Raw genomic sequence first — 23,890 nt, forward strand, 5'->3', positions numbered from 1 at the left:
ATGCCATGAATGCCAAGACCGAAACCCCTGCATTGCCTGAAGGCGCCTGCCTGACCGCCAAGGTTCCCGAACGTGACGAGGCGCTGCTCGGCGACGTGGTGGTCAACCCGTATCGCCTGGCGCCGCTGACCGCGATCATTCGCGACGGTGGGCGCAGCCTGAGTGCCGCGCACGTGCGCGTGCTGGGGCGGGGCGAGCGCGGTGTGGACATCGCCTACGAGGTGTCCGACCGTTCGTTGTGGACCTATGGCGGCATCCCGGTATTCGGCCTGTACCCGGATCACGTCAACCAGGTGGAAGTGACCTACAAGCTCGACGGCGAGCGCATCCGCGAGCAGTACCAGATCTACGCCCCGGCCGTGCGCCTGCCGGTGGTGGCCAGGCAGACCGCTGCCTTGCCTGAGGTGCAGCCGGTCAAGGTAGCGCCAGGTTTTGAAAAGCGCCTGTACCTGTTCAACCATCTGCAGGGGGACATCCCGGGCGGGCGTGCCTTCAAGTGGAATGCCCTGGGAGGTGCGGCGGAATGGGACCAGGTGGGCAACAACTGGATCGCCGACAGCAATGGCGATGTGCGCTGGTACCTGGACATCGAGCAGATCCACGACTCCAACCGCCGCGATGGCCTGGGCGGCACCATGGGCTTCCATCAGACCCGCGACGGCAAGCTGATCTGGGGCCAGGGCCAGACCTATTCCAAGTACGACCTGCTGGGCCGGCGCATCTGGCAGCGCAGCCTGCCCGACAAGTTCGCCGACTTCTCCCATGAAATCCGTGAGACCGCCAATGGCACCTACCTGCTGCGGGTGGGCACCAGTGACTATCGCCGGCCCGACGGCAAGCGCGTGCGCTCGATCCGCGACCACATCATCGAGGTCGACGAGGCCGGTGATGTGCTGGACTTCTGGGACCTCAACCAGATCCTCGACCCGTACCGTGGCGACCTGCTGGAAACCCTGGGCAAGGCAGCCATCCAGTTGCCGGCCGGGGTGCAGAAACAGGACGAGCGGCTGGCCAACGAACTGGCCGAGGGTGACCTGCCCTTTGGTGACACCCCGGGGGTGGGCACCGGGCGTAACTGGGCGCACGTCAATGCCATCGACTACGACGCCGATGACGACAGCATCATCGTTTCAGCACGGCACCAGGGCGTGGTGAAGATCGGCCGCGACAAGCAGGTGAAGTGGATTCTCGCCTCGCCCCAAGGCTGGCCTGAGCGTCTGCGCGAGAAAGTGCTGAAGCCGGTGGCGAGCGAAGGCTTCGACTGGTCCTGGACCCAGCACACCGCCTGGCTGACCGGCAAAGGCACACTGACCGTGTTCGACAACGGCTGGGGCCGCGACTTTGCGCCGACCAGACTGACCGGCAACTACAGCCGGGCGGTGGAGTACCGCATCGACGAGGCCAAGGGCACGGTCGAACAGGTGTGGGAATATGGCAAGGAGCGCGGTGACGAGTGGTACAGCCCGGTGACCTCGGTGGTGGCCTACCGGCCGGAGACCGACACCCAGTTCATCTACTCGGCGTCGGTGAACTTCCTGACCCCGGAGAAACTGACCACCACCGTGCTCAACGAGGTGCGGCGCGGGACTCAGGAGGTGCTGGTGGAGCTGAAGGTGCACAGCCGGCAGCCGGGCAGCGTGGGTTACCGGGCCCTGGTGATCGACCTGGCCAAGGCCTTCTGACCCATCCCTTCCGGGAGGGCCGTCGGTCCTCCCATCACATTTCTTCAGCTCGTTCGTCTAACCTGTACTGGCCTCTTCGCGGGCACGCCCGCTCCCACAGGTACTGCACCGAGTTCGAAACCGGTGGGGTACCTGTGGGAGCGGGCGTGCCCGCGAAGAGGCCCGTTGCCATTATGCAAATGATGAAATTTCCGCCAGGGTGTTCAACCATTCGTTCTTTTTTTCGAACAGCCTATTGTCCAACACCCCAGCAGCCGCTTAGCATTCGTTTGAGATTTCAAACGCTCGATGCCCTGCCTTGGGCGCTTTTCAACAATCAACAATTCGGGAAGCCGACATGCAGCTCAAAGACGCTCAGTTGTTCCGCCAGCAAGCCTACATCAATGGTGAGTGGCTGGATGCGGACAACGGCCAGACCATCAAGGTCACCAACCCGGCCACTGGTGAAGTCATCGGTACCGTGCCGAAGATGGGCACCGCGGAAACCCGCCGCGCCATCGAAGCCGCCGACAAGGCCCTGCCGGCCTGGCGTGCCCTGACCGCCAAGGAGCGTTCGGCCAAGCTGCGTCGCTGGTTCGAACTGATGATCGAGAACCAGGACGACCTGGCTCGTCTGATGACCACCGAACAAGGCAAGCCGCTGGCCGAAGCCAAGGGCGAAATCGCCTATGCTGCCTCGTTCATCGAGTGGTTCGCCGAAGAAGCCAAGCGCGTCTACGGTGACACCATCCCGGGCCACCAGCCAGACAAGCGCCTGATCGTCATCAAGCAGCCAATCGGCGTTACCGCGGCCATCACCCCGTGGAACTTCCCGGCCGCCATGATTACCCGTAAAGCTGGCCCGGCCCTGGCCGCTGGCTGCACCATGGTGCTCAAGCCTGCCTCGCAGACCCCGTACTCCGCCCTGGCCCTGGTCGAGCTGGCCCACCGTGCCGGCATCCCGGCTGGCGTGCTGAGCGTGGTTACCGGCAGCGCTGGCGAAGTTGGCGGTGAACTGACCGGCAACTCCCTGGTCCGCAAGCTGTCCTTCACCGGCTCGACCGAAATCGGTCGCCAGCTGATGGAAGAATGCGCCAAGGACATCAAGAAGGTTTCCCTGGAGCTGGGTGGCAACGCCCCGTTCATCGTGTTCGACGACGCCGACCTGGACAAGGCGGTCGAGGGCGCGATCATCTCCAAGTACCGCAACAACGGCCAGACCTGCGTCTGCGCCAACCGTATCTACGTGCAGGACGGCGTCTACGACGCGTTCGCCCAGAAGCTGGCCGCCGCGGTTGCCAAGCTGAAGATCGGTAACGGCCTGGAAGAAGGCACCACCACTGGCCCACTGATCGACGGCAAGGCTGTCGCCAAGGTCCAGGAACACATCGAAGACGCCGTTGGCAAAGGCGCCAAGGTACTGTCCGGTGGCAAGATCATCGAAGGCAACTTCTTCGAGCCGACCATTCTGGTCGACGTACCGAAGACCGCTGCCGTCGCCAAGGAAGAGACCTTCGGCCCGCTGGCGCCGCTGTTCCGCTTCAAGGACGAGGCCGAAGTCATCGCCATGTCCAACGACACCGAGTTCGGCCTGGCCTCGTACTTCTACGCCCGCGACATGAGCCGTGTGTTCCGTGTTGCCGAAGCCCTGGAATACGGCATGGTAGGTATCAACACCGGCCTGATCTCCAACGAAGTGGCACCGTTCGGTGGCATCAAGGCTTCGGGCCTGGGCCGCGAAGGTTCCAAGTACGGTATCGAGGACTACCTCGAAATCAAATACCTGTGCATCAGCGTCTGATAGCACGGTAACGGCTTTACCTCTGCCAGCGGGGCGCGAGAGCGACGTCTCGCTGGCCTTTTTTACATCGCAGTACCTGGTGGCCAGGGCGTTCACGGCAGTCGATCAACGAATACTGTTCGCGAGCACTCCCAGCCACCCCCGAATAAAAGCGCCACTCCAAACCGGCGCAATGAGGGCATTATGAGCAAGACCAACGAATCCTTGATGCAACGTCGTGTCGCCGCCGTCCCACGTGGCGTTGGCCAGATCCACCCGATCTTCGTCGATACCGCGAAGAACTCGACCGTGATCGACGTTGAAGGCCGCGAACTGATCGACTTCGCCGGCGGCATCGCAGTACTGAACACCGGCCACCTGCACCCGAAAGTGGTTGCGGCCGTGCAAGAGCAGCTGACCAAGGTCAGCCACACCTGCTTCCAGGTGCTGGCCTACGAACCTTATGTAGAGCTGTGCGAAAAGATCAACAAGCTGGTCCCAGGCGACTTCGACAAGAAGACCCTGCTGGTCACCACCGGCTCCGAAGCCGTTGAAAACGCCGTCAAGATCGCCCGTGCCGCCACTGGCCGCGCTGGCGTCATCGCCTTCACCGGCGGCTACCACGGCCGTACCATGATGACCCTGGGCCTGACCGGCAAGGTCGTGCCGTACTCCGCTGGCATGGGCCTGATGCCAGGTGGCATCTTCCGCGCCCTGTTCCCGAGCGAACTGCACGGCATCAGCGTTGACGACGCCATCGCCTCGGTCGAGCGCATCTTCAAGAACGACGCCGAGCCGCGCGACATCGCCGCGATCATCCTCGAGCCGGTACAAGGCGAAGGCGGCTTCCTGCCAGCGCCGAAAGAGCTGATGAAGCGCCTGCGCGCCCTGTGCGACCAGCACGGCATCCTGCTGATCGCCGACGAAGTACAGACCGGCGCTGGCCGTACCGGCACCTTCTTCGCCATGGAACAGATGGGCGTTGCGCCTGACCTGACCACCTTCGCCAAATCCATCGCTGGCGGCTTCCCGCTGGCCGGTGTGTGCGGCAAGGCCGAGTACATGGACGCCATCGCTCCTGGCGGCCTGGGCGGCACCTACGCCGGTTCGCCGATCGCTTGCGCCGCGGCCCTGGCCGTGATCGAAGTGTTCGAAGAAGAGAAACTGCTGGACCGCAGCAAAGCTGTGGGTGAGCGCCTGACCGCTGGCCTGCGCGAAATCCAGAAGAAGTACCCGATCATCGGTGACGTCCGTGGTCTGGGCTCGATGATCGCTGTCGAAGTCTTCGAGAAAGGCACTCATACCCCGAACGCTGCTGCCGTTGGCCAGGTTGTCGCCAAGGCGCGCGAGAAGGGCCTGATCCTGCTGTCCTGCGGCACCTACGGCAACGTCCTGCGTATCCTGGTTCCGCTGACCGCCGAAGACGCTCTGCTGGACAAAGGCCTGGCTATCATCGAAGAGTGCTTCGCTGAAATCGCCTGATGTGACGTGCTTCAGAAAAAACCCGCTTCGGCGGGTTTTTTTTGTGCCCAGGAAAGCCGTGGGGCGCTATCGTTGTCGGAGGATTTGCTCAGGAAGCTGCGACGGACTGTGTGTCAGGGCTATTCAGGAGTTGGCGATGAACGCTGCAGACCCCACCCCACCAAGCGTACTGATTGTCGAGGGCGACCCCTGGGTACGCGACATGCTCAGCGAAATGCTGCTGAGCGTGCGCTGTGATGCCCGGCTTCAGGTCTGCGCCGACGGCTCGCAGGCCTTGAGTGCGCTGTCCAGCAAACCCGACCTGATCATCGCCGCGCGCGAACTGGCCGGTGTCGATGGCCTCGACTTGTTGCGCAAGGTGCGTGCCAAAGGTCCGGGGTTGCCGTTCATTCTCATGAGCAACCGCAGCGACAGTGCCAGTGTGCGCGAAGCACTGCCCTTGCACCCCACGGCCTACCTGAGCAAGCCGCTGAACCTGGACACCCTGCGCAAGCGCCTGGAAGAGTTGCTGTTGGCGGTTGGCGAAGAGATCGCCTGCCCGGTGCCGGCCTTGCAGGCAGGTGCCAGCCTGCCGGCCTACCTCGAACAGCGTCGCGCTACCGCCGATGGCGGGCCGCTGCTGGCCGATGTGCAGGTGGCGATCAAGCGCGCGCTCAACCCCCAGGGCTTGAACCTGAGAGTGCTCGAAGAGGAAGTGCAGGGCGACCCGCAGATCACCGCCGTGCTGATCGCTGCGGCCAACAGCGCAGCGCTGCACCGCGAAGCACCGGTGCAGACGTTGCTGCAGGCCTTGAACAAGCTTGGCAGCACCCAGAGCATGAACCTGATCCTGGGCATGACCCTCAAGCGCAGTGCGCGCCTCAGCGACCCGCTGCTGGCGGAGCATGCGGCCCGTTACTGGGGGTTGTCGCTGCACGCTGCCGAATATGGCCGCACCTTGGCACGCATGCTCGAGCTGGACGAAGGGCGTTGTTATTGCGCGGGGTTGCTGCATTGCCTGGGCGACCTGGCGGTGCTGCGTTGCCTGCAGGAATGGCGGCTGGCCGGGGGCGAGCTGGATGAGGACCAGGTGCAGCTGTCGCTCAATGAGTTCGGGGCGGCGTTCGGCTCGGCGCTGCGTACGCGCTGGCGGTTGCCGCTGGGGTTGCGCGAGTTGATTGCGGCGATCTACCAGCTGGGCGGCGGGGTGTATTCGCGGGAGATCCTGGCCATGAACCTGGCCGGGCAACTGTCGCGGCTGCCGGCCGAGCAGGGGCTGGAGAAGGTGGCCAGCAGCAAGACCGCGCGGCTGCTCAAGCTTGGTCTGCCGGAACTGAGGCGGTTGAGTAAGGTGGAGAACCCGGAGGTGAAACCGCAGCAGGAAGAACCGCCTTTAGCTGAGGGTGAAGTTTCGGGCTGAGATCTTGGGGCCGCTTTGCGGCCCATCGCGACACAAGGCCGCTCCTACACGGGTGCGCGGTTGCCTGTAGGAGCGGCCTTGTGTCGCGATAGGGGGGCAAAGCCCCCCCAAAGGCTCAGCCGCGGACGATCTGGTTCTTGCCCTGTCGCTTGGCCTGGTACATCGCCGCATCGGCCCTGGCATACAGGCTGTCCAGCGCCACATCCTCGTCAGTCAGCCCGGTCACCCCCTGGCTCACCGTCACCCCGTAGGTCTGCTCACCATGGCTGAAACTCAGCCGCTGGATCTGCCGCTGCAAGCGCTCGGCAATCTGCTCCGCGACCTGAGCACTACAGCCGGGGAACACTGCCGCGAACTCCTCGCCACCAATGCGCCCGAACAGGTCACCTCGGCGTAGCACGGCCTTGCCGCTATCGGCGATCTGCTGCAACACCTGGTCGCCTTCCTGGTGACCGTAGCTGTCGTTGATGCGCTTGAAGTCGTCGATGTCCAGCAGCAGGAAGGCCAGTGGCGTACCGTCTTCGCGGGCGCTGTCGAAGGCTTGCTGGGCGCATTCGAAAAAGTGCCGGCGGTTGCTGCTCTGGGTCAGCACGTCGGTGGTGGCCAGGCGCTGCAGTTCACCTTCGAGCTGCTTCTTCTCGGTGATGTCTTCGGCGATGCCGACGATGATCACCCGGTCGCCATCGCGTTGCTGGTTGATGTAGCACTTGTCGCTCAGCCAGCGTAGCTGGCCGTCGGCATTGAGGATGCGGTACTCGCGGTCTTCCACCGAGCCCTTGAGCAGTACCTGGGCCAGGCTGCGCTCGGCGAACTCCAGGTCGTCGGGGTAGATGCTGTCGCGCCACTCGTTGTAGTCGGCCAGCACCAGGCTGGCCGGGCGGCCGAAGATGCGTTCGTAGGCGGGGCTGACGTACAGCACCTGACGGGTTTCCCAGTCGAAGGCCCATAGCACCGCGTTGACGCTGTCGAGCAGCGAGCTGAACAGCTGCTCGCGCTCGCTCAGGCGGGCAACCTCGCCCTGGGCGTGGAGCAGCGCAAGCAAGGTCTGGGCGGCTTCGGGAGGCGGGGTGCCGGGCAGTGTCGTTGGAATGTTCTTGGCCATGTGCACGGAGCAGATCTCGGCGTGAAAGCGTGCGGCCAGCATCTGGCCCGCCACGCGGGCGATGTGCCAGATATGAGTGTAAACGAGAGGGCGAAGTTCCGGGCGGCACGCCCCGCCAAAGGGGCGTGCCGATCAACGGCGGTCAGGCGCCGGTCGGGCGCAGGGAGTAGGTCTTGAGCTGTGCCGCGAAGTCGCGCAGGGCATGGATGCCGCTGGTTTCCGCCTCATGTACCCAGTCCTTCATGGCGGCCAGCATGTCGTGGCCGTTGGCGCTGGTGCGCGCCCAGATCTGCTGCAGGGCCAGGCGTTTTTCGTAGATGGTCTTCAGCGCCTGGCTGTGGGCGAGCATCGACTCGATGCGCACATGGTGGCGGTCTTCCAGCAGGCTGGTCTCGCGCGACAACAGGCGCTTGGCGCGGCGGAAGTGGTGGCGCAGCGAGGCATCGACGCGGGCCAGTTCCTGCTTGACCAGCGGGCCGATCACCAGCTTGCGGTACTGGGCCATGATCTGGAAACGGTTGTTGAGGATGGCCATGGCGGTGTCCATGTCCAGGCTGGCCTTGCCGGCCACCCGGTGGGCGATGGGCGCGACGCGCTGCACCTTGGCCAGGCGCAGCAGGCAGAACAGGCGGATCCACGCCCAACCCATGTCGAACTCCCAGCGCTTGACCGACAGCTTGGCCGAGTTGGGGTAGGTGTGGTGGTTATTGTGCAGCTCTTCGCCACCGATGACGATGCCCCACGGCACCAGGTTGGTGGCGGCGTCGCGGCACTCGAAGTTGCGGTAGCCGAGAGCGTGGCCCAGGCCGTTGACCACGCCGGCGGCCCAGAACGGAATCCACATCATCTGCACTGCCCAGATGGTGATGCCGATGGTGCCGAACAGCAGCAGGTCGATTACCGCCATCAGCGCGATGCCACCCAGCTTGTAGCGCGAGTAGAGGTTGCGCTCGATCCAGTCGTCCGGGCAGTTCTTGCCGTAGATGCGCAGGGTTTCGGGGTTGCGCGCCTCTTCCCGGTAAAGCTCTGCACCCTTGCGCAGCACCGTGCCCAGGCCCTTGTACAGCGGGCTGTGCGGGTCGTCGGGGGTTTCGCATTTGGCGTGGTGCTTGCGGTGGACGGCAGTCCATTCGCGGGTGTTCTGCGCCGTGGTCAGCCACAGCCAGAAACGGAAGAAGTGCTTGAGCGCGCCATTGAGCTCCAGGGCCCGGTGCGCGGAATAGCGGTGCAGGTAGACCGTGACGCTGACGATGGTCACGTGGGTCATCAGCAGGGTGATGCCGACCAGTTGCCAGGCCGACAAGTCGAGCAGGCCGTTGTACCACATAGGTGTAAATACCCTCGGAATGCAGGAGGAGGGGCTGATTATCCCTTGGGCAGGAAATAAATACAGTCACCCGTTCAGATAGGAAGTCACGACATGTTTCAGCCTTTATAATGCCCCATCATTTTTTATGGGCAATTGCACCCGACATGTCTGTTTCCGTTCGCGACGCCTTGCGCATGGCTGCGCTGTATGTGGTGCTCTCGATCCTCTGGCTGACGCTGGCCGAGGTGGTGTTGCACGGCATGACCGAGGATCCCCTGGCACTGACCGTGGGCCGGCAGATCAACGTGGTGGTCTGGGTGCTGCTGAGCGCCTTGCTGATCTATGTATCGAGGGTACGTCTGCTCGACTTCATCGGCGTTGGCGCGCGTATGCGTGGTGAAGACCGTGAACGCCTGCGCATGGCTGCGGCAGTGTTCGACAGCACCCTCGAAGGCGTGCTGGTGACCGACCGCCATGGCCTGATCGTGCACGTCAACCGTGCCTTCATGCGCATCACCGGCTACCAGCAGGACGAGGTCATCGGCCAGCGTCCGAACAAATTCAAGTCGGGCCGCCATGGCCTGGCGTTCTACCAGCAGATATTCGCCACCCTGGCGGAAAAGGGCGAGTGGAGCGGCGAAATCTGGAACCGGCGCAAGAGTGGTGAAATCTACCCGCAGTGGCAGACCATTTGCGCCATCCGCGACGATGAAGGCGAGCTCAGCCATTACGTGGCGGTGTTCAGCGACATCAGCGCGATCAAGCATTCGGAACAGGAACTGGCCTACCTGGCCCACCACGACCCGCTGACCGACCTGCCCAATCGCCTGCTGTTCAATGACCGGGTCGAGCAGGCCCTGGCGGCAGCCCAGGCCAACAAGCGTGGTTGTGCCCTGCTGTTGCTGGACCTGGACCACTTCCAGAGCATCAACGACGGCCTTGGTCACACCATTGGCGACCAGTTGCTGAAACTGGTGGGCGAGCGCCTGGGTGAGGTGCTGGGCAGCGGCGTGACCCTGGCGCGCCTGGGGGGCGACGAATTTGGCGTGCTGGCGGAAAACTGCCATGAGGTCGGCCAGGCGGGCAAGCTGGCGCAGGGCATCATCGAGCGCATGCGCGAGCCGTTCCTGTTCGACGGTCACCGCCTGTTCATCAGTGTCAGCGTGGGCATCAGCCTGTTCCCCAGCGATGCCTTGAGTGCCGAGCAGTTGCTGCGCAATGCCGACTCGGCGTTGTACAAGGCCAAGAGCAACGGGCGGGCCTGCTACGCGCTGTACACCGAAGAGCTGACCGCCCACGCCCAGCAGCGGGTCGAAACCGCCGGCGAACTGCGCCGGGCCCTGGAGCAGGACGAGCTGCGGGTGTTCTACCAGCCGGTGCACGACCTGGCGAGCGGCCGCCAGGTCGGCGTCGAGGCCCTGGTGCGCTGGCAGCACCCCCAGCGGGGCCTGGTGCCGCCGGGTGAGTTCATCCCGATTGCCGAGCGTACCGGGCTGATTGCCGAGATCGACGCCTGGGTACTGCGCCAGGCGTGTCGGCAGATGGTGCGATGGCAGGGTGAAGGGCGGCAGTTGGCATTCGTGGCGGTGAACATCTCCAGTCGCCTGTTTGGCCAGCACGAGCTGTACCAGCAGGTGGCCGAGGTGCTGCACGACACCGGCCTGGCCCCGGCCTTGCTGGAGCTGGAGGTGACCGAGAGCGCGGTGATGGAGGACCCGGAGGTGGCCCTGGAGCAGTTGCATCGCCTGCGCGAGCTGGGGGTGACCCTGGCCATCGACGACTTCGGCACCGGTTATTCATCGCTGCTGCGGTTAAAGCGCTTGCCGGTGCAGAAGCTGAAGATCGACCAGGGCTTCGTTGCCGGGTTGCCGCTGGATGAGGACGACATCGCGATCGTCCGGGTGATCATCGCCCTGGCCCGCAGCATGGGCATGCAGGTGCATGCCGAGGGCATCGAGCAGGCAGAACAGGCCAGTTTCCTGCTGCATGAGCTGTGTCAGCTGGGGCAGGGGTACTGGTTCGGGCGGCCGGTGCCTGCCGGGGATCTTCGCTGGGGTTGAAGGCTCCTTCGCGGGCATGCCCGCTCCCATAGAATAGAACTGCACATAACTCATTGAATCAGCAGGGACCCTGTGGGAGCGGCTTTAGCCGCGAACACCGGCGCAGCCGGTGCCATGCACCGCGTTGGATTCTTCGCGGCTAAAGCCGCTCCCACAGGGTACGAGGATCGCTTGCGAATTCAGTTATCTGCGCGACAGCGCAGCCCAAAGGGCTGGGCCATCTCCCACAGGGATATCGTTGTATTCAAGCCCTGTGCAGTACCTGTGGGAGCGGGCGTGCCCGCGAAGCATTCAGCGCTTGTTCAAGCCTTTCGCCAACCGGTCTCCACCCAGCTGGATCAACGCCACCAACGCCACCAGCATGGCAATCACGGTCAGCATGATCTGGCTGTCGAAGCGCTGGTAGCCATAGCGGTAGGCGATGTCTCCCAGTCCCCCGGCACCGATCGCTCCGGCCATGGCCGAGGAGTTGATCAGGGTCACCAGGGTAATGGTGAAGCCCCCGACAATCCCCGGCAGCGCCTCTGGCAGCAGCACGTGCCAGACAATGTGCCAGCGTCGGCAGCCCATGGCCTGCGCAGCCTCCACCAGGCCGTGGTCGACTTCGCGCAGGCTGACCTCGGCAATCCGCGCGAAGAACGGCGTGGCGGCAATGGTCAGCGGCACCACCGCCGCCCACACGCCATAGGTGGTACCCACCACCAGGCGGGTGAAGGGGATCAGTGCGACCATCAGGATCAGGAACGGGATCGAGCGGAACAGGTTGACGAAGGCACCCAGCACCCGGTTCAGCAGCGGCGCCTCGAAGATCCCGCCCTTGTCGCTGGTGACCAGCAGCACCGCCATCGGTACCCCCACCAGCAGGGCGATCAGCGACGACACGCCAACCATCAGCAGGGTATCGAGCAAGCCTTCCAGCAGGCGATCAAACCACATGGCCCAGTACCTCCACGTCCTCGGCCCAGCGGCGGGCGCGTTCCAGCAATTGATGGGTGTCGTGCGGCGAGTGCTGCACCGACAGGATCAGCTGCCCTAGGGCATGCTCGCCAATGGTTTCCACACCGCCCTGCAGCAGGCGCACGCGGCCGCCAAGGTCGTTGAACAGGGCAGACAGTTCGGGCTCGCCGAGCAGGGTCAGCCTCAGCACCACGGCACTGTCGCGGCTTGTCGGGCTGGCCCGCAGGCTGGCTTGCAGCGTGGCTGGCAACCTGGCTTGCAACGGTGCCAGCAGGGTACGGGTGACTTCGTGGCGTGGTGAGCCAAACACCCGCCAGACCTCACCCTGCTCGACCACTTCTCCACGTTCCAGCACCACCACCCGGTGGCAGATATCGCGGATTACCGCCATTTCATGGGTGATCAGCACGATGGTCAGGCCCAGGCGCTGGTTGATGTCGCGCAGCAGTTCGAGAATGGAAGCGGTGGTCTCCGGGTCCAGCGCCGAAGTGGCCTCGTCGCACAGCAGGATCTCGGGGTCATGCACCAGCGCCCGGGCAATGCCCACGCGCTGTTTCTGCCCGCCGGACAGCTGCGCCGGGTACACGTGGTGCTTTTCCTGCAGGCCGACCAGCTCCAGCAGTTCGCGCACCTTGCGCTGTCGTTCGGCCTTGGCCACGCCGGCCACCTTCAGGGGCAGCTCGACGTTCTGCCACACGGTCTTGGCCGACATCAGGTTGAAGTGCTGGAAGATCATGCCGATACGCCGACGCAGGGCTACCAGGTGGTCCTCGTCGAAGGGCGCGATGTCTACCTGGTCGATCAGCACCCGGCCCTGGCTGGGTTGCTCCAGACGGTTGATGGTACGCAGCAGCGATGACTTGCCGGCGCCGCTGCGGCCGATGATGCCGAAGATCTCGCGATGGCGGATGTTCAGGTCGATGCCTTGCAAGGCCGGTTGCGCCTGGCCCGGGTAGGTCTTGCCCAGGCCGATGAAGCGCACATGGGCTTCATTGACCTCCGGGCGCAAGGCCTGCTCCCTGGCCGTTGGCGGCAGTGGTTGTGCGGTGGGCGCCCGGAGCGCGCTGGCCTGGCTCATGTCAGCCCTCCCAACCGGCCTGGTAGAGCTTGCCGTGGGCTTTGTCCAAGGCTGCGCGCACCACTGGTGAGTGCTGGTAGATGTCGACGAACTTGGCCAGGCGTGGGTCGTCCTTGCTTTGCGGTCGAATGACGAACTGGATCACGTACTCCTTGTTCTCCAGGCCGTCGAACAGCAGTGCGGAGCTGGCGTCGAAGCTGTTGGCCAGGCGGATGTAGGCCGGGTAGCCCTGCACCAGGTCGGCGTCGTCATAGGCGCGTACCAACTGTACGGCCTCGACCTGAAGGATCTTCAGTTTCTTCGGGTTGGCGACGATGTCGTCCTCGGTGGCCTTGTAGCCGACCCCCGGCTTGAGGGTGATCAGCCCGGCCTTGGCCAGCAGCTGCAGGCCACGGCCGCTGTTGATCGGGTCGTTGGCGATGGCCACGCTGGCGCCTTCGGGCAGGTCGGCGAAGCTCTTGTACTTTTTCGAGTACAGGCCGACGTTGTTGATGATGCCCGGGGCGTAGGGCACCAGGTTGAAGCCCGCGGCCGCCTTGGCGTTTTCCAGGAACGGGATGTGCTGGAAGTAGTTCACGTCGATGTCGCCGCTGTTGAGGCTGACATTGGGTGCGATCCAGTCGCTGAACTCGACCAGCTTCACTTCCAGGCCTTGCTTGTGCGCTTCTTCCACTGCGGCTTCCAGCGGGATGGCAAAGGCCGAGGTGGTGCCGATCTTCAGCGGTTCGGCAGCCAGCGCACTGGCGGACAGGCCGAGGGTGAGGGCAATGGCCGCGACGGGCCGGAACAGTTTATCAAGCATGGTGCAGGGCTCCAGTCGGGGCAGGGGTAGAGGTAAAGCGGTAAGCCGAGCCAGGGTGGTCGGCGGGCAAATGCGGGTGGTCGGCCTGGAACAGTTTTTCGCGCAGGGTGCCTTCGGCGTAGGCGGTCTTGTAGCGGCCACGCTGTTGCAACTGCGGGATGACCAGGTCGATGAAGTCCTCGAAGCTTTCCGGGGTTACGGTGCGGGTCAGGTTGAAACCGTCCAGGCCGGTTTCATCGATCCAGGCGATCAGCTGCTCGGCCACCTGCTCGGGCGCGCCGACCAGGGTCACGTAACGGCCACCCAGGGCGTGCTGCTGCAGCAGGCGCCGGCGGGTCCAGGCGTTGTCCTGCAACTGGCGCGTGGCCGACTGGATGGCGTTGCCCTGGCTGAAGGCAATCGGCTCATCCAGGGCGTAGGCGGCGAAGTCGATGCCGGTGGACGCTGCGAAGTGCGCGACCCCGGCCTCGGCGCTGGCATGGCGCAGGTACTCGGCATGCTTGGCCTGGGCCTGCTGCTCGGTGGCGGCGACGATCACCGTGATGCCCATGAACACCTTGACCGCTTGCGGGTCGCGGCCAGCGGCCTGGGCGGCGGCGCGCACCTTGTCGACCTGGGCGCGGGTGGCGGTTTTGTCCTGGCCACTGATGAACACGCATTCGGCATGGTTGCCGGCGAAGGCCAGGCCACGCTGCGAGCTGCCGGCCTGGAACAGTACCGGTGTACGTTGCGGCGAGGGCTCGCACAGGTGGTAGCCGTCGACCTTGTAGAACTCGCCCTGGTGGTTGACCTTGCGCACCTTGTCGGGCCTGGCATAGACGCGCTGCTGGCGGTCGGCGACCACGGCATCGTCTGCCCAGCTGCCTTCCAGCAGCTTGTACAGCACCTGCAGGTACTCGTCGGCCTGGTCGTAGCGGCGGTCATGCTCGGGTTGCTGCGTCAGGCCCATGGCCCGGGCAGCGCTGTCGAGGTAGCCGGTGACGATGTTCCAGCCCACCCGGCCATTGCTCAGGTGGTCCAGGGTGGAAAGGCGCCGGGTGAACAGGTACGGCGCTTCGTAGGTGAGGTTGGCGGTAAGGCCGAAGCCCAGGTGACGGGTGACGGCGGCCATGGCCGAGACCAGCAGCAGCGGGTCGTTGACCGGTAGTTGGATCGACTCCTTGAGGGTGACGTCCAGCGACTGGCCGTAGATGTCGTAGGTGCCGACGATGTCGGCGATGAACAGCCCGTCGAACAGGCCGCGCTCCAGCAGGCGCGCCAGACTGGTCCAGTAATCCAGGGTCTTGTACTGGGTCGAGGTGTCCCGTGGGTGGGTCCACAGGCCGTGGTTGATGTGCCCGATGCAGTTCATGTTGAAGGCATTGAGCAGGATCTGTTTGGCCATCAGATGGTCCCCCGGCGTGGTGGGTTGGCATCGTTGAGGTAGTAGTTGCCGATGGCGTGGTACTTCCAGCGCACCGGGTCGTGCAGGGTGTGCACGCGGGCGTTGCGCCAGTGGCGGTCGAGGTTGTGTTCGGCCAGGGTGGCCTGGCTACCGCCCAGTTCGAACAGGGTGGTGCCGGCCGCGAGGGAAATCTCGGTGCTGATGGCACGGGCCTCGGCCACCGCGATGGAAGCGGCGGCCACGTTGTCGGCAGTGCTGTCGTCGCGGGCGCGGTCCAGGTATTCGCCGGCGCGTTCCAGCAAGGCTTCTGCGGCGTGCAGGCGGATCGCCAGGTGGCCGAAACTCTTCAGCGTCAGCGGGTCATCGCTGGCCTTGTCCAGGCCGGAGTCGACCCAGGGGCGGCTGCGGGTGCGCACGAAGTGCAGGGCATCTTCGTATGCGGCGCGGGCGATGCCGGTGTCGATGGCGGCATGAAGGATCTGCGCCAGCGGGCCGACCGGGGTGGGGCGTTCGAAGGCGCTCTGGAACGGCACCACGTCGGCGGCGCTGACGTACACGTTGTCGAATACCACCGAGCCGCTGCCGGTGGTGCGCTGGCCGAAGCCGCTCCAGTCGTCGATCACCTGCAGGCCCTGGCTGTCGGCCGGGACGAAGGCCAGGTGCTGTACGCCGTGCTCATCGACCACCGAGGTGGGAATGCGCTGGGCGTAGATGGCGCCGGTGGAGTAGAACTTGCGGCCGTTGATGCGAAAGCCATCGCCGTCGCGGGTCAGGCGAGTGGTGCGCTCGTTGGCGGTCTTGGTGCCCAGTTCGGCCAGGGCGTTGCCGAAGCGGCTGCCGGCCAGTACTTCGGCGTACAGTCGCTGTTGCTGTTCGGGTGCGCCGTTTACCCGCAGCACTTCCAGGCCATAGAAATGGTTTTGCGGGATTTGCCCGAGCGAGCCGTCAGCCTGGGCGATGCGGGCGATGACCTTGGCCAGGGTGACGTTGGACACGCCGGCGCCGCCGAAGGCCTTGGGCACGCTGATGGCCCACAGGCCGGAGCGGGTGAACAGTTCCAGTTCGGCGTGCGGCAGACGGCGCTCGCGGTCGCGCAGGGCGCTGTCGCGGCGCAGGTGTCGGGCGACTTCTTCGGCGACGTTCAGGGCTTCGGTGTCGCTGGTGATGATGTTTGTAGTCATGGTGTTTCTCCGGGGCCTTGGGGCCGCTTTGCGGCCCATCGCGACACAATGCCGCTCCTACAGGAGGTACGCGATCCCTTGTAGGAGCGGCCTTGTGTCGCGATGGGCTGCAAAGCAGCCCCAAGGCCCACAAATCAGATCCAGGAATGCCGCGCGGGCAAGGTGCCGTTGAGGTGGTAAGCGCCAACCGCGTGGTACTTCCAGCGCACCGGGTCATGCAGGGTGTGCACCCGGGCATTGCGCCAGTGGCGGTCGAGGTTGAACTCGGCGAGGGTGGCGCGGCTGCCGGCCAGCTCGAACAGCTTTTCGCTGGCCTGCAGGGCAATCTCGGTAGTCAGCACCTTGGCCTCGGCCACCGCGATCGAGGCCCGCGCCGCGCTTGCTGCATCGACCGGCGCGGCGTTGACCTCGTCCAGGACCCGCGCGGCCTTGCGCAGCAACGCTTCGGCGGCATGCAGCTCGAGCTTCAGGCGGCCGATGTCGGCGATTACATAGGGGTCGTCGCTGGCGCGGTCGACCTTGGCCTCGATCCATGGCCGGGCCTTTTCGCGCACGAAGCTGATGGCGTCTTCGATCGCCGCTTCGGCAATGCCGGCATCGATCGCCGCCTGGATCAGCTGCGAGGCAGCGCCCTGGATGTTGGGAATATCGCGCTGGCGCCAGTTGTCGATCACCAGGTCGGCATCCACCGGTACCTGGTCGAGCAGCACGGTGCCGCTGGCAGTGGTGCGCTGGCCGAACCCGGACCAGTCATCGACGATGCGCAGCCCCGGGCTGCCTCGGCGCACGAATGCCAGGCGCTGGCGGCCTTCGTCGTCCAGTGCCTTGACCGCCACCCAGTGGGCGAACAGGGCACCAGTGGAATAGAACTTCTCGCCGCTGATGCGATAGCTGTCGCCGACGCGGGTGATCCTGGCCTTGAGGGTCAGGGTGTCCTTGGTGCTGCGTTCGGGGCCGGCATTGCCGATGCGCCAGCCATCGAGCACGCTGCGGAAGATCACCGCCTGTTGCGCCTCGGTGGCAGTCAGGCGCAGCAGTTGCAGCATGCCGAACTGGTTCTGCGGGATCTGCCCCAGGGCCGGGTCGGCGGCGCTGATCAGGCGGAACACTTCGGCCACGGTCTCGAATGACACATCGGGGCCGCCATGGGCCTTGGGTACGCTGATGCTGCCCAGGCCGCTGCGGGTGAACAGTTCGATCTCGGCCCATGGCAGTTTGCGTTGCTGGTCGCGGCGGGCGGCCTGCTCGCGGGCGACCTCGGCCAGTTCGCGGGCCGCTTGCAGGGCTTCGGCGTCGTTGCGCAGTACCTTGGCCGGCAGCAGCAGGGGCGAGCTGTCGAGATCGCTGTGGAATTGGGTATTGGGTTGGCTGGACATCAGTACCGCTCCTTGGCTGCACTCAATGCCCTGGCGTTACGCACTGGGGTGATTGTGATCCTGACCATTCCTGACCTCACAAAAAAAGTGATGCCGCTACAGCTGATCGCGACAGATGTGTGCTGGTCCGGTGGTCCGGTTTATATACCATAATGCTTTATAAAAAGTTTATGAACTAACTCTTTGGAATATGTATAGATGGAAGGAGGAGTGTCTGTTCCAGGCAGGCGTGATCGGTGTAGGAGCGGCCTTGTGTCGCGAAAGGGCTGCACAGCAGCCCCGGCAATCTCAGCGGTGATGCTGAAAGCCTGGGGCCGCTGCGCAGCCCTTTCGCGACACAAGGCCGCTCCTACAGGGACTGTGTATGTGCGTGCCTATTCGGAAGCAGCAGTACCGAGGAACTTGCGCAAGAACTGCCGGGTACGCTCTTCCTTCGGCGCCGCAAACAGCGCCTTGGCCTCGCCCTGTTCCACGATCACGCCCTTGTCGAAGAAGATCACCCGGTTCGCCACATCGCGGGCAAAGCTCATCTCGTGGGTAACGATGATCATGGTGCGCTTCTCCTCGGCCAGGCCGCGGATGGTCGCCAGCACTTCACCCACCAGTTCGGGGTCCAGCGCCGAGGTCGGCTCGTCGAACAGGATCACCTCCGGTTCCATGGCCAGGGCGCGGGCGATGGCCACCCGTTGCTGCTGTCCACCGGAAAGGCGCCGCGGGTAGGCATCTTCCTTGCCCGCCAGGCCAACCTTGGCCAGCAGGCGCCGGCCCAGTTCGATGGCCTGCTCGCGGGGCGTCTTCTTGACGATCACCGGCCCCTCGATCACGTTTTCCAGGGCGGTGCGATGAGGGAACAGGTTGAAGTTCTGGAACACGAACCCGGCCTGCTGGCGCAAGCGGCGAATCGCACTTTGCTGCCCACCCAGCGGGCGGTTGGCGTCGATGCTGATGTCGCCAATCTGGATCTGCCCGGCATCGGGTGTTTCCAGCAGGTTGAGGCAACGCAGGAAAGTGGTCTTGCCCGAGCCGCTGGGGCCGATGATGGCCACCACTTCGCCGGGCTGCACGGTCAGGTCGATACCGTTGAGCACGGTCTGGCCCTTGAACCGCTTGGTCAGGCCTTTGACTTCAATCATGCTCAATGCTCCTGGTCATGCTGGTTGACTCGCGCTTCCATGCGGTTCTGGAAGTGCGCGAGGATGCTGCACAGCACCCAGTAGATGACCGCCACCGCCACGTACATGGTGAACACTTCGAAGGTGCGCGCGGTAATCAGCTGGGCCTGGCGGAACAGCTCGGGCACCTGGATGGTCGCCGCCAGGGCGGTGTCCTTGACCAGCGAGATGAAGCTGTTGCCCAACGGCGGCAGTGCGGTGCGCAAGGCCTGGGGCAGGATCGCCCGGCGCATGGCCTGGACGCGGGTCATGCCGATACTGGCGGCGGCTTCCCACTGGCCACGGTCGATCGAGGAAATTGCCGCGCGCAGGATTTCGCAGATGTAGGCGGCCATGTTCAGCGACAGGCCGATCAGCGAGGCCGGGATCGGGTCGAGCTCGATGCCGATCTGCGGCATGCCGAAGTAGATGACGAACAGCTGCACCAGCAGCGGCGTGCCGCGGAAGAACGACACGTAAACCCGCGCCAGCCAGTTCAGCGGCAAGATCTTCGACAACCGCATCAGTGCCAGGGCAAAGCCCAGCAGCAGGCCGAAGAACATGCCGCCAACACTGAGCAGCACTGTATAACCCGCGCCCTTCAGCAGGAAGGGCGCGGAGTCGACAACGAGTTGCAGGCTTTCAGCAATCATTTGGTGACATCGGCACCGAAGTATTTCTCGGAAAGCTTGGCCAGCGTGCCGTCAGCCTTGAGCTTGTCCAGTGCCTTGTTGATCGCTGCCAGCAGTTCCGGCTCGCCTTTGCGCAGGGCCACGCCGCTTTCCAGGCGCGAGAAGGCATCGCCGGCCAGTTCGGTGTCCTTGGCTTTTTGCGCGTATTCCAGCGCGGCCAGGCGGTCGATCAGGATGGCGTCGATACGGCCGTTGCGCAGGTCGGCGAACTTGCTCGGGTCGTCTTCATAGGTGCGCACATCGGCTTGCGGCACGTCCTTCTTGACCCATTGCTCGTAGTTGGTGCCCAGGCCCACGCCGACCTTCTTGCCGGCCAGGTCTGCGGCCTTGTGGATGTTCAGCTGCTCGGCCTTCTTCTTCAGGATCAGCGCCTGGATGCCGGAGATGGTGTAAGGCTCGGAGAAGTCATACTTCTTCTTGCGCTCTTCGGAAATGGTCACCTGGTTGATCACCACGTCCAGGCGCTTGGACTCCAGTGCGGCGAGGATGCCGTCCCACTTGGTCGGCTGCACCTTGGCCTTTACCCCCAGCTCCTTGGCCAGCAGTTCGGACAGTTCCACTTCGAAGCCGGTCAGCTTGCCGTTTTCGTCCTGGAAGCTGAACGGTGGGTAGGTGCCTTCGAGGCCGACGTTGATCACGCCTTTTTCCTGGATGGTCTTCAGCTGCTCGCCGGCGAAGGCCTGGCCGAGCAGGCCGGCACCCAGCAGGAGTGCCAGGCTGGCGTTGAGTAGCGGTTTGGCGAATTTCGACATTTCAGAGCCCCGCGCTTGTTGTGTAAGTGGTGGGTGGCGACTATAGGGTCGGCTGCTTAGGCCAGGAAATACTAAAAAATTATTTTGTTATTCCCTTTTTGGTTTTTGCCAGGTGCTGGCTGCTTTGAGGGTAGGCGAGGTTGCCTGCTCCGTCATCGCGGCTTATGCCTGACTTAGCGCAGGATGGAATAAAGCGTTGTTTTTTCCAAGGGATGGATTTGCCGTAGAGTGGATTGCATGTGGGCAGGTTCGGCCCTTTCGCGGGTAAACCCGCTCCCACAGAGCCCGCACAGGCATCGAAACCTGTGCAGTCCCTGTGGGAGCGGGTTTACCCGCGAAGAGGCCTGGCCTGCCGATAAAAATAGTTGGCCTACTCAGGCAGGAGAAAACCGTGAGCGAACAACCTTCATCCGGGCACTGGCAGTTGCAGAGCATCGTCAACGGCCTGCGCGGTGCCCGTGAACAATGGCGTACCCGCAATGGCCGCAGCAGCGGCGAGCAGGGCGGGCGTGAGCTGCCTTCGCGCGAAGCGATGCGACACATCCTGGAGCAACTGTGCGGCGCACTGTTCCCCATGCGCCTTGGCCCGGTCGACCTGCGCGAAGAAAGCGAAGACTTCTACGTCGGCCATACCCTGGATGCCGCGCTGACCGCCTTGCTGGCCCAGGCCCGCCTGGAGTTGCGCTACGCCGCACGGCAAAGCAAGGCCGAGCTGGCCGGTGTCGATGCCCATGCGCTGAGCCTGGTGCAGGGCTTCGCCGCCGCCCTGCCGGGCCTGCGCGTGCTGCTCGACACCGACGTGCTGGCCGCCTACCACGGCGACCCGGCGGCGCGCAGTGTCGATGAAGTCCTGCTGTGCTACCCAGGCATCCTGGCGATCATCCACCACCGCCTGGCGCACCACCTGTACCAGGCCGGCCTGCCGCTGCTGGCGCGGATCAGCTCGGAGCTGGCGCATTCGGCCACGGGGATCGACATTCACCCCGGGGCGCAGATCGGCCCGAGCTTCTTCATCGACCACGGTACCGGCGTGGTGATCGGCGAAACCGCGATCATCGGCGAGCGCGTGCGCATCTACCAGGCAGTGACCCTGGGCGCCAAGCGCTTCCCCAGCGATGAATCGGGCACCCTGCACAAGGGCCTGCCACGCCACCCGATCGTCGAGGACGATGTGGTGATCTATGCCGGGGCCACGGTGCTGGGGCGGATCACCATCGGCAAAGGCTCGACCATTGGCGGCAATGTGTGGCTGACCCGCAGTGTGCCGGCCGAGAGCAACATTACCCAGGCCAACCTGCAGCTGGATTGCCAGGACAAGAACTGATCTGGCATTTCCTTGGCCTGTATCGGCCTCTTCGCGGGTAAACCCGCTCCCACAGGGCCCCCACAGATTTTGAATCCTGTGCAGTACCTGTGGGAGCGGGTTTACCCGCGAAAGGGCCGGAACAGGAGGGCACCAATCAGCACCCCAATTCGCATTGAAATCCGATCCATGTTTAACTTGAACGCTTGTTCAATGAAAAACGCTGGTCCGCTGCCGGTGTTCAACAGGAGGATTCCTTTGCTGAACCCGTTCATTCCGAGCCTTACGTCATTCGACGAGGTGCGCCCCCAATGAGTGCACCGACCCCTTCCCTTGCCAATGGCAAGATCCGCATGAACCCCCCGGTGTTCTATTTCGCGGCAAGTTTCATCCTCATCTTCGGCCTGGTGGTCATTTCCTATCCGCAAGCAGCAGGCGACTGGTTGCTGGCGGCGCAGAACTGGGCGGCCAACACGGTCGGCTGGTACTACATGCTGGCGATGACGCTGTACCTGGTCTTCGTGGTGGTCACCGCCTTGTCCGGCTACGGCAAGATCAAGCTCGGTGCCGACCACGACGAGCCCGAGTTCAGTTACCTGTCGTGGGCCGGCATGCTGTTTGCCGCCGGCATCAGCATCACCTTGTTCTTCTTCTGCGTGTCCGAACCCCTGACCCACATGCTGCAGCCGCCCCAGGGCGAAGCGGGCACGGCCGAGGCCGGGCGCCAGGCGATGCAGATACTGTTCCTGCACTGGGGCCTGCATGGCTGGGGCGTGTTCGCCTTCGTCGGCATGGCCCTGGCCTACTTCGCCTACCGGCACAACCTGCCGTTGGCCTTGCGTTCGGCGCTGTACCCGCTGATCGGCAAGCGCATCAACGGGCCCATTGGTTATGCGGTGGACGGCTTCGGCATCATCGCCACGGTGTTCGGCCTGGGCGCCGACATGGGTTTTGGCGTGCTGCACCTGAACGCCGGCCTCGACTACCTGTTCGGCATCGACCACAGCCAGTGGGTGCAGGTGCTGCTCATCACCCTGATGATGGGCGCGGCGGTGGCCGTGGCCGTCGCCGGGGTGGAGAAGGGCGTGCGAGTGATGAGCGACATCAACCTGTTCCTGGCCTGCGCGCTGTTGCTGTTCGTGTTGTTCGCCGGGCCTACCCAGCACCTGTTCAACACGCTGATCCAGAACCTCGGCGACTACCTGGGGGCCTTGCCGCGCAAGAGCTTCGACGTTTATGCCTACGGCGAGAACCGTGACTGGCTGGGCGGCTGGACAGTGTTCTACTGGGCCTGGTGGATTGCCTGGGCGCCGTTCGTGGGCCTGTTCATCGCCCGCATCTCCCGTGGCCGCACCATCCGCGAGTTCGTCTTTGGTGTGCTGTTGATTCCGCTGGGCTTCACCCTGGCGTGGATGTCGATCTTCGGCAACAGCGCCCTGGACCAGGTCATCAACCACGGCATGACCGCGCTGGGCCAGTCGGCGCTGGATAACCCGTCGATGAGCCTGTACCTGCTGCTGGAGACCTACCCCTGGAGCAAGACGGTGATCGCCATGACGGTGTTCATCAGTTTCGTGTTCTTCGTCACCTCGGCCGACTCGGGCACCGTGGTGCTGTCGACCTTGTCGGCCAAGGGTGGTGATGCCGACGAGGATGGGCCGAACTGGCTGCGCATCTTCTGGGGCGCGATGACGGCGCTGATCACCAGTGCGTTGTTGTTCGCCGGCAGCATCGATTCGCTGAAGTCGGCGGTGGTGCTGACCTCGCTGCCGTTCTCGCTGATCCTGCTGTGCATGATGTGGGGGCTGCACAAGGCGTTCTACCTGGAGTCGCAACGGCAGATCGCGCAGATGCATTCGCTGGCCCCGTTCGCCCAGTCACGCCGCGGCCGTGGTGGCTGGCGCCAGCGCCTGAGCCAGGCGGTGCACTTCCCGTCGCGTGATGAGGTGTATCGCTTCATGGACGACGTGGTGCGTCCGGCAATTGCCGATGTGCGTGAAGTGTTCGAGCAGAAGGGCCTGGTACTGATTACCCAGGACGACCCGAGCCACGACAACGTCAGCCTGAAGATTGGCCATGGCGAGGAACAGCCGTTCATTTACCAGGTGCAGATGCGTGGCTACTTCACGCCATCGTTCGCCTTGGGTGGGCTGGGTACGCAAGAGTTGAAGAACCGCCGTTACTACCGGGCGGAGGTGCACCTGAGCGAAGGCAGCCAGAACTACGACCTGGTGGGCTACAGCAAGGAGCAGATCATCAACGACATCCTCGACCAGTACGAACGGCACATGCAGTACCTGCATCTGGTCCGCTAGATCGCTGGGGCCGCCTTGCGGCCCATTCGCAGCACAAGGCTGCTCCTACAAGGGATCGCGCTTCCCTGTAGGAGCAGCCTTGTGCTGCGAATGGAGGCCAAAGGCC

18 protein-coding genes are annotated in these 23,890 nt (G+C 64.1%); 7 read left to right on the top strand and 11 right to left on the bottom strand.

Annotated features, from left to right (window positions below):
• The first annotated feature begins 5 nt into the window (after window positions 1-5).
• The 4 genes from ACGLHT_RS06395 to ACGLHT_RS06410 all read left to right on the top strand — a co-directional run bounded on the left by ACGLHT_RS06395 (window position 6) and on the right by ACGLHT_RS06410 (window position 6,322).
• Window positions 6-1,682 (top strand): aryl-sulfate sulfotransferase, encoded by a 1,677-nt coding sequence (locus tag ACGLHT_RS06395; protein WP_274120034.1) that lies wholly within the window; start codon window positions 6-8, stop codon window positions 1,680-1,682.
• Between the two features lie 337 nt (window positions 1,683-2,019).
• Window positions 2,020-3,462 (top strand): NADP-dependent succinate-semialdehyde dehydrogenase, encoded by a 1,443-nt coding sequence (gabD, locus tag ACGLHT_RS06400; RefSeq protein ID WP_015268576.1) that lies wholly within the window; start codon window positions 2,020-2,022, stop codon window positions 3,460-3,462.
• Window positions 3,463-3,645: 183 nt separating this feature from the next.
• Window positions 3,646-4,923, top strand: a complete 1,278-nt coding sequence (gene gabT / locus ACGLHT_RS06405; protein ID WP_003255866.1) for a 4-aminobutyrate--2-oxoglutarate transaminase — start codon at window positions 3,646-3,648, stop codon at window positions 4,921-4,923.
• 136 nt (window positions 4,924-5,059) lie between these two features.
• On the top strand, window positions 5,060-6,322 hold the full coding sequence (locus ACGLHT_RS06410; protein ID WP_274120035.1) for a response regulator: 1,263 nt from the start codon (window positions 5,060-5,062) through the stop codon (window positions 6,320-6,322).
• Window positions 6,323-6,437: 115 nt separating this feature from the next.
• Here ACGLHT_RS06410 and ACGLHT_RS06415 read toward each other — a convergent pair whose 3' ends face one another.
• Together ACGLHT_RS06415 and desA are read right to left on the bottom strand one after the other, a co-directional pair.
• Window positions 6,438-7,466, bottom strand: a complete 1,029-nt coding sequence (locus ACGLHT_RS06415) for a sensor domain-containing diguanylate cyclase (RefSeq protein ID WP_039614264.1) — start codon at window positions 7,464-7,466, stop codon at window positions 6,438-6,440.
• Between the two features lie 100 nt (window positions 7,467-7,566).
• Window positions 7,567-8,751, bottom strand: coding sequence for a delta-9 fatty acid desaturase DesA (gene desA, locus ACGLHT_RS06420; protein WP_039614263.1), 1,185 nt, complete (start codon window positions 8,749-8,751; stop codon window positions 7,567-7,569).
• 146 nt (window positions 8,752-8,897) lie between these two features.
• Between desA and dibA the strand changes: the two genes are divergently transcribed.
• Window positions 8,898-10,793, top strand: coding sequence for a phosphodiesterase DibA (dibA, locus tag ACGLHT_RS06425; RefSeq protein WP_274120036.1), 1,896 nt, complete (start codon window positions 8,898-8,900; stop codon window positions 10,791-10,793).
• A gap of 291 nt (window positions 10,794-11,084) precedes the next feature.
• Here dibA and ACGLHT_RS06430 read toward each other — a convergent pair whose 3' ends face one another.
• The 9 genes from ACGLHT_RS06430 to tcyJ all read right to left on the bottom strand — a co-directional run bounded on the left by ACGLHT_RS06430 (window position 11,085) and on the right by tcyJ (window position 20,166).
• Complete coding sequence (locus ACGLHT_RS06430) at window positions 11,085-11,729, bottom strand: methionine ABC transporter permease (protein WP_008096606.1); 645 nt, start codon at window positions 11,727-11,729, stop codon at window positions 11,085-11,087.
• On the bottom strand, window positions 11,719-12,828 hold the full coding sequence (locus ACGLHT_RS06435) for a methionine ABC transporter ATP-binding protein (RefSeq protein WP_274120037.1): 1,110 nt from the start codon (window positions 12,826-12,828) through the stop codon (window positions 11,719-11,721). Before ACGLHT_RS06435 ends, ACGLHT_RS06430 begins: the two co-directional genes overlap by 11 nt.
• 1 nt (window position 12,829) lies before the next feature.
• On the bottom strand, window positions 12,830-13,630 hold the full coding sequence (locus ACGLHT_RS06440) for a MetQ/NlpA family ABC transporter substrate-binding protein (RefSeq protein WP_274120038.1): 801 nt from the start codon (window positions 13,628-13,630) through the stop codon (window positions 12,830-12,832).
• Entirely contained in the window at window positions 13,623-15,014 is a 1,392-nt protein-coding gene (locus ACGLHT_RS06445; protein ID WP_274120039.1) for an LLM class flavin-dependent oxidoreductase, read from the bottom strand. The genes ACGLHT_RS06440 and ACGLHT_RS06445 overlap by 8 nt, the downstream gene beginning before the upstream one ends.
• On the bottom strand, window positions 15,014-16,195 hold the full coding sequence (locus ACGLHT_RS06450) for an SfnB family sulfur acquisition oxidoreductase (RefSeq protein ID WP_274120040.1): 1,182 nt from the start codon (window positions 16,193-16,195) through the stop codon (window positions 15,014-15,016). Before ACGLHT_RS06450 ends, ACGLHT_RS06445 begins: the two co-directional genes overlap by 1 nt.
• 134 nt (window positions 16,196-16,329) lie before the next feature.
• Window positions 16,330-17,571, bottom strand: a complete 1,242-nt coding sequence (locus tag ACGLHT_RS06455) for an SfnB family sulfur acquisition oxidoreductase (RefSeq protein ID WP_274078826.1) — start codon at window positions 17,569-17,571, stop codon at window positions 16,330-16,332.
• A gap of 374 nt (window positions 17,572-17,945) precedes the next feature.
• The gene (gene tcyN / locus ACGLHT_RS06460; protein ID WP_013970435.1) at window positions 17,946-18,704 is read right to left on the bottom strand and encodes an L-cystine ABC transporter ATP-binding protein TcyN; all 759 of its coding nucleotides are present in this window, start codon (window positions 18,702-18,704) and stop codon (window positions 17,946-17,948) included.
• 2 nt (window positions 18,705-18,706) lie between these two features.
• Entirely contained in the window at window positions 18,707-19,375 is a 669-nt protein-coding gene (tcyL, locus tag ACGLHT_RS06465; protein ID WP_025337317.1) for a cystine ABC transporter permease, read from the bottom strand.
• Window positions 19,372-20,166, bottom strand: a complete 795-nt coding sequence (gene tcyJ, locus ACGLHT_RS06470) for a cystine ABC transporter substrate-binding protein (RefSeq protein ID WP_003257420.1) — start codon at window positions 20,164-20,166, stop codon at window positions 19,372-19,374. Before tcyJ ends, tcyL begins: the two co-directional genes overlap by 4 nt.
• A gap of 391 nt (window positions 20,167-20,557) precedes the next feature.
• Here tcyJ and epsC point away from each other — a divergent pair, with 391 nt between their 5' ends.
• Together epsC and betT are read left to right on the top strand one after the other, a co-directional pair.
• Window positions 20,558-21,490, top strand: a complete 933-nt coding sequence (epsC, locus tag ACGLHT_RS06475; RefSeq protein WP_274120041.1) for a serine O-acetyltransferase EpsC — start codon at window positions 20,558-20,560, stop codon at window positions 21,488-21,490.
• Between the two features lie 332 nt (window positions 21,491-21,822).
• The gene (gene betT, locus ACGLHT_RS06480) at window positions 21,823-23,784 is read left to right on the top strand and encodes a choline transporter BetT (protein ID WP_170929293.1); all 1,962 of its coding nucleotides are present in this window, start codon (window positions 21,823-21,825) and stop codon (window positions 23,782-23,784) included.
• The last annotated feature ends 106 nt before the right edge of the window (window positions 23,785-23,890 follow it).

This window comes from Pseudomonas sp. PsB, assembly GCF_043658375.1.
In the GTDB taxonomy this organism is placed as follows: domain Bacteria; phylum Pseudomonadota; class Gammaproteobacteria; order Pseudomonadales; family Pseudomonadaceae; genus Aquipseudomonas; species Aquipseudomonas putida_Z.

Bases quoted from the DNA above. Each gene is read 5' to 3' on its own strand.
- ACGLHT_RS06395 (WP_274120034.1), top strand. From the start codon at position 6: ATGAATGCCAAGACCGAAACCCCTGCATTGCCTGAAGGCGCCTGCCTG.
- gabD (WP_015268576.1), top strand. From the start codon at position 2,020: ATGCAGCTCAAAGACGCTCAGTTGTTCCGCCAGCAAGCCTACATCAAT.
- gabT (WP_003255866.1), top strand. From the start codon at position 3,646: ATGAGCAAGACCAACGAATCCTTGATGCAACGTCGTGTCGCCGCCGTC.
- ACGLHT_RS06410 (WP_274120035.1), top strand. From the start codon at position 5,060: ATGAACGCTGCAGACCCCACCCCACCAAGCGTACTGATTGTCGAGGGC.
- ACGLHT_RS06415 (WP_039614264.1), bottom strand. From the start codon at position 7,466: ATGCTGGCCGCACGCTTTCACGCCGAGATCTGCTCCGTGCACATGGCC.
- desA (WP_039614263.1), bottom strand. From the start codon at position 8,751: ATGTGGTACAACGGCCTGCTCGACTTGTCGGCCTGGCAACTGGTCGGC.
- dibA (WP_274120036.1), top strand. From the start codon at position 8,898: ATGTCTGTTTCCGTTCGCGACGCCTTGCGCATGGCTGCGCTGTATGTG.
- ACGLHT_RS06430 (WP_008096606.1), bottom strand. From the start codon at position 11,729: ATGTGGTTTGATCGCCTGCTGGAAGGCTTGCTCGATACCCTGCTGATG.
- ACGLHT_RS06435 (WP_274120037.1), bottom strand. From the start codon at position 12,828: ATGAGCCAGGCCAGCGCGCTCCGGGCGCCCACCGCACAACCACTGCCG.
- ACGLHT_RS06440 (WP_274120038.1), bottom strand. From the start codon at position 13,630: ATGCTTGATAAACTGTTCCGGCCCGTCGCGGCCATTGCCCTCACCCTC.
- ACGLHT_RS06445 (WP_274120039.1), bottom strand. From the start codon at position 15,014: ATGGCCAAACAGATCCTGCTCAATGCCTTCAACATGAACTGCATCGGG.
- ACGLHT_RS06450 (WP_274120040.1), bottom strand. From the start codon at position 16,195: ATGACTACAAACATCATCACCAGCGACACCGAAGCCCTGAACGTCGCC.
- ACGLHT_RS06455 (WP_274078826.1), bottom strand. From the start codon at position 17,571: ATGTCCAGCCAACCCAATACCCAATTCCACAGCGATCTCGACAGCTCG.
- tcyN (WP_013970435.1), bottom strand. From the start codon at position 18,704: ATGATTGAAGTCAAAGGCCTGACCAAGCGGTTCAAGGGCCAGACCGTG.
- tcyL (WP_025337317.1), bottom strand. From the start codon at position 19,375: ATGATTGCTGAAAGCCTGCAACTCGTTGTCGACTCCGCGCCCTTCCTG.
- tcyJ (WP_003257420.1), bottom strand. From the start codon at position 20,166: ATGTCGAAATTCGCCAAACCGCTACTCAACGCCAGCCTGGCACTCCTG.
- betT (WP_170929293.1), top strand. From the start codon at position 21,823: ATGAACCCCCCGGTGTTCTATTTCGCGGCAAGTTTCATCCTCATCTTC.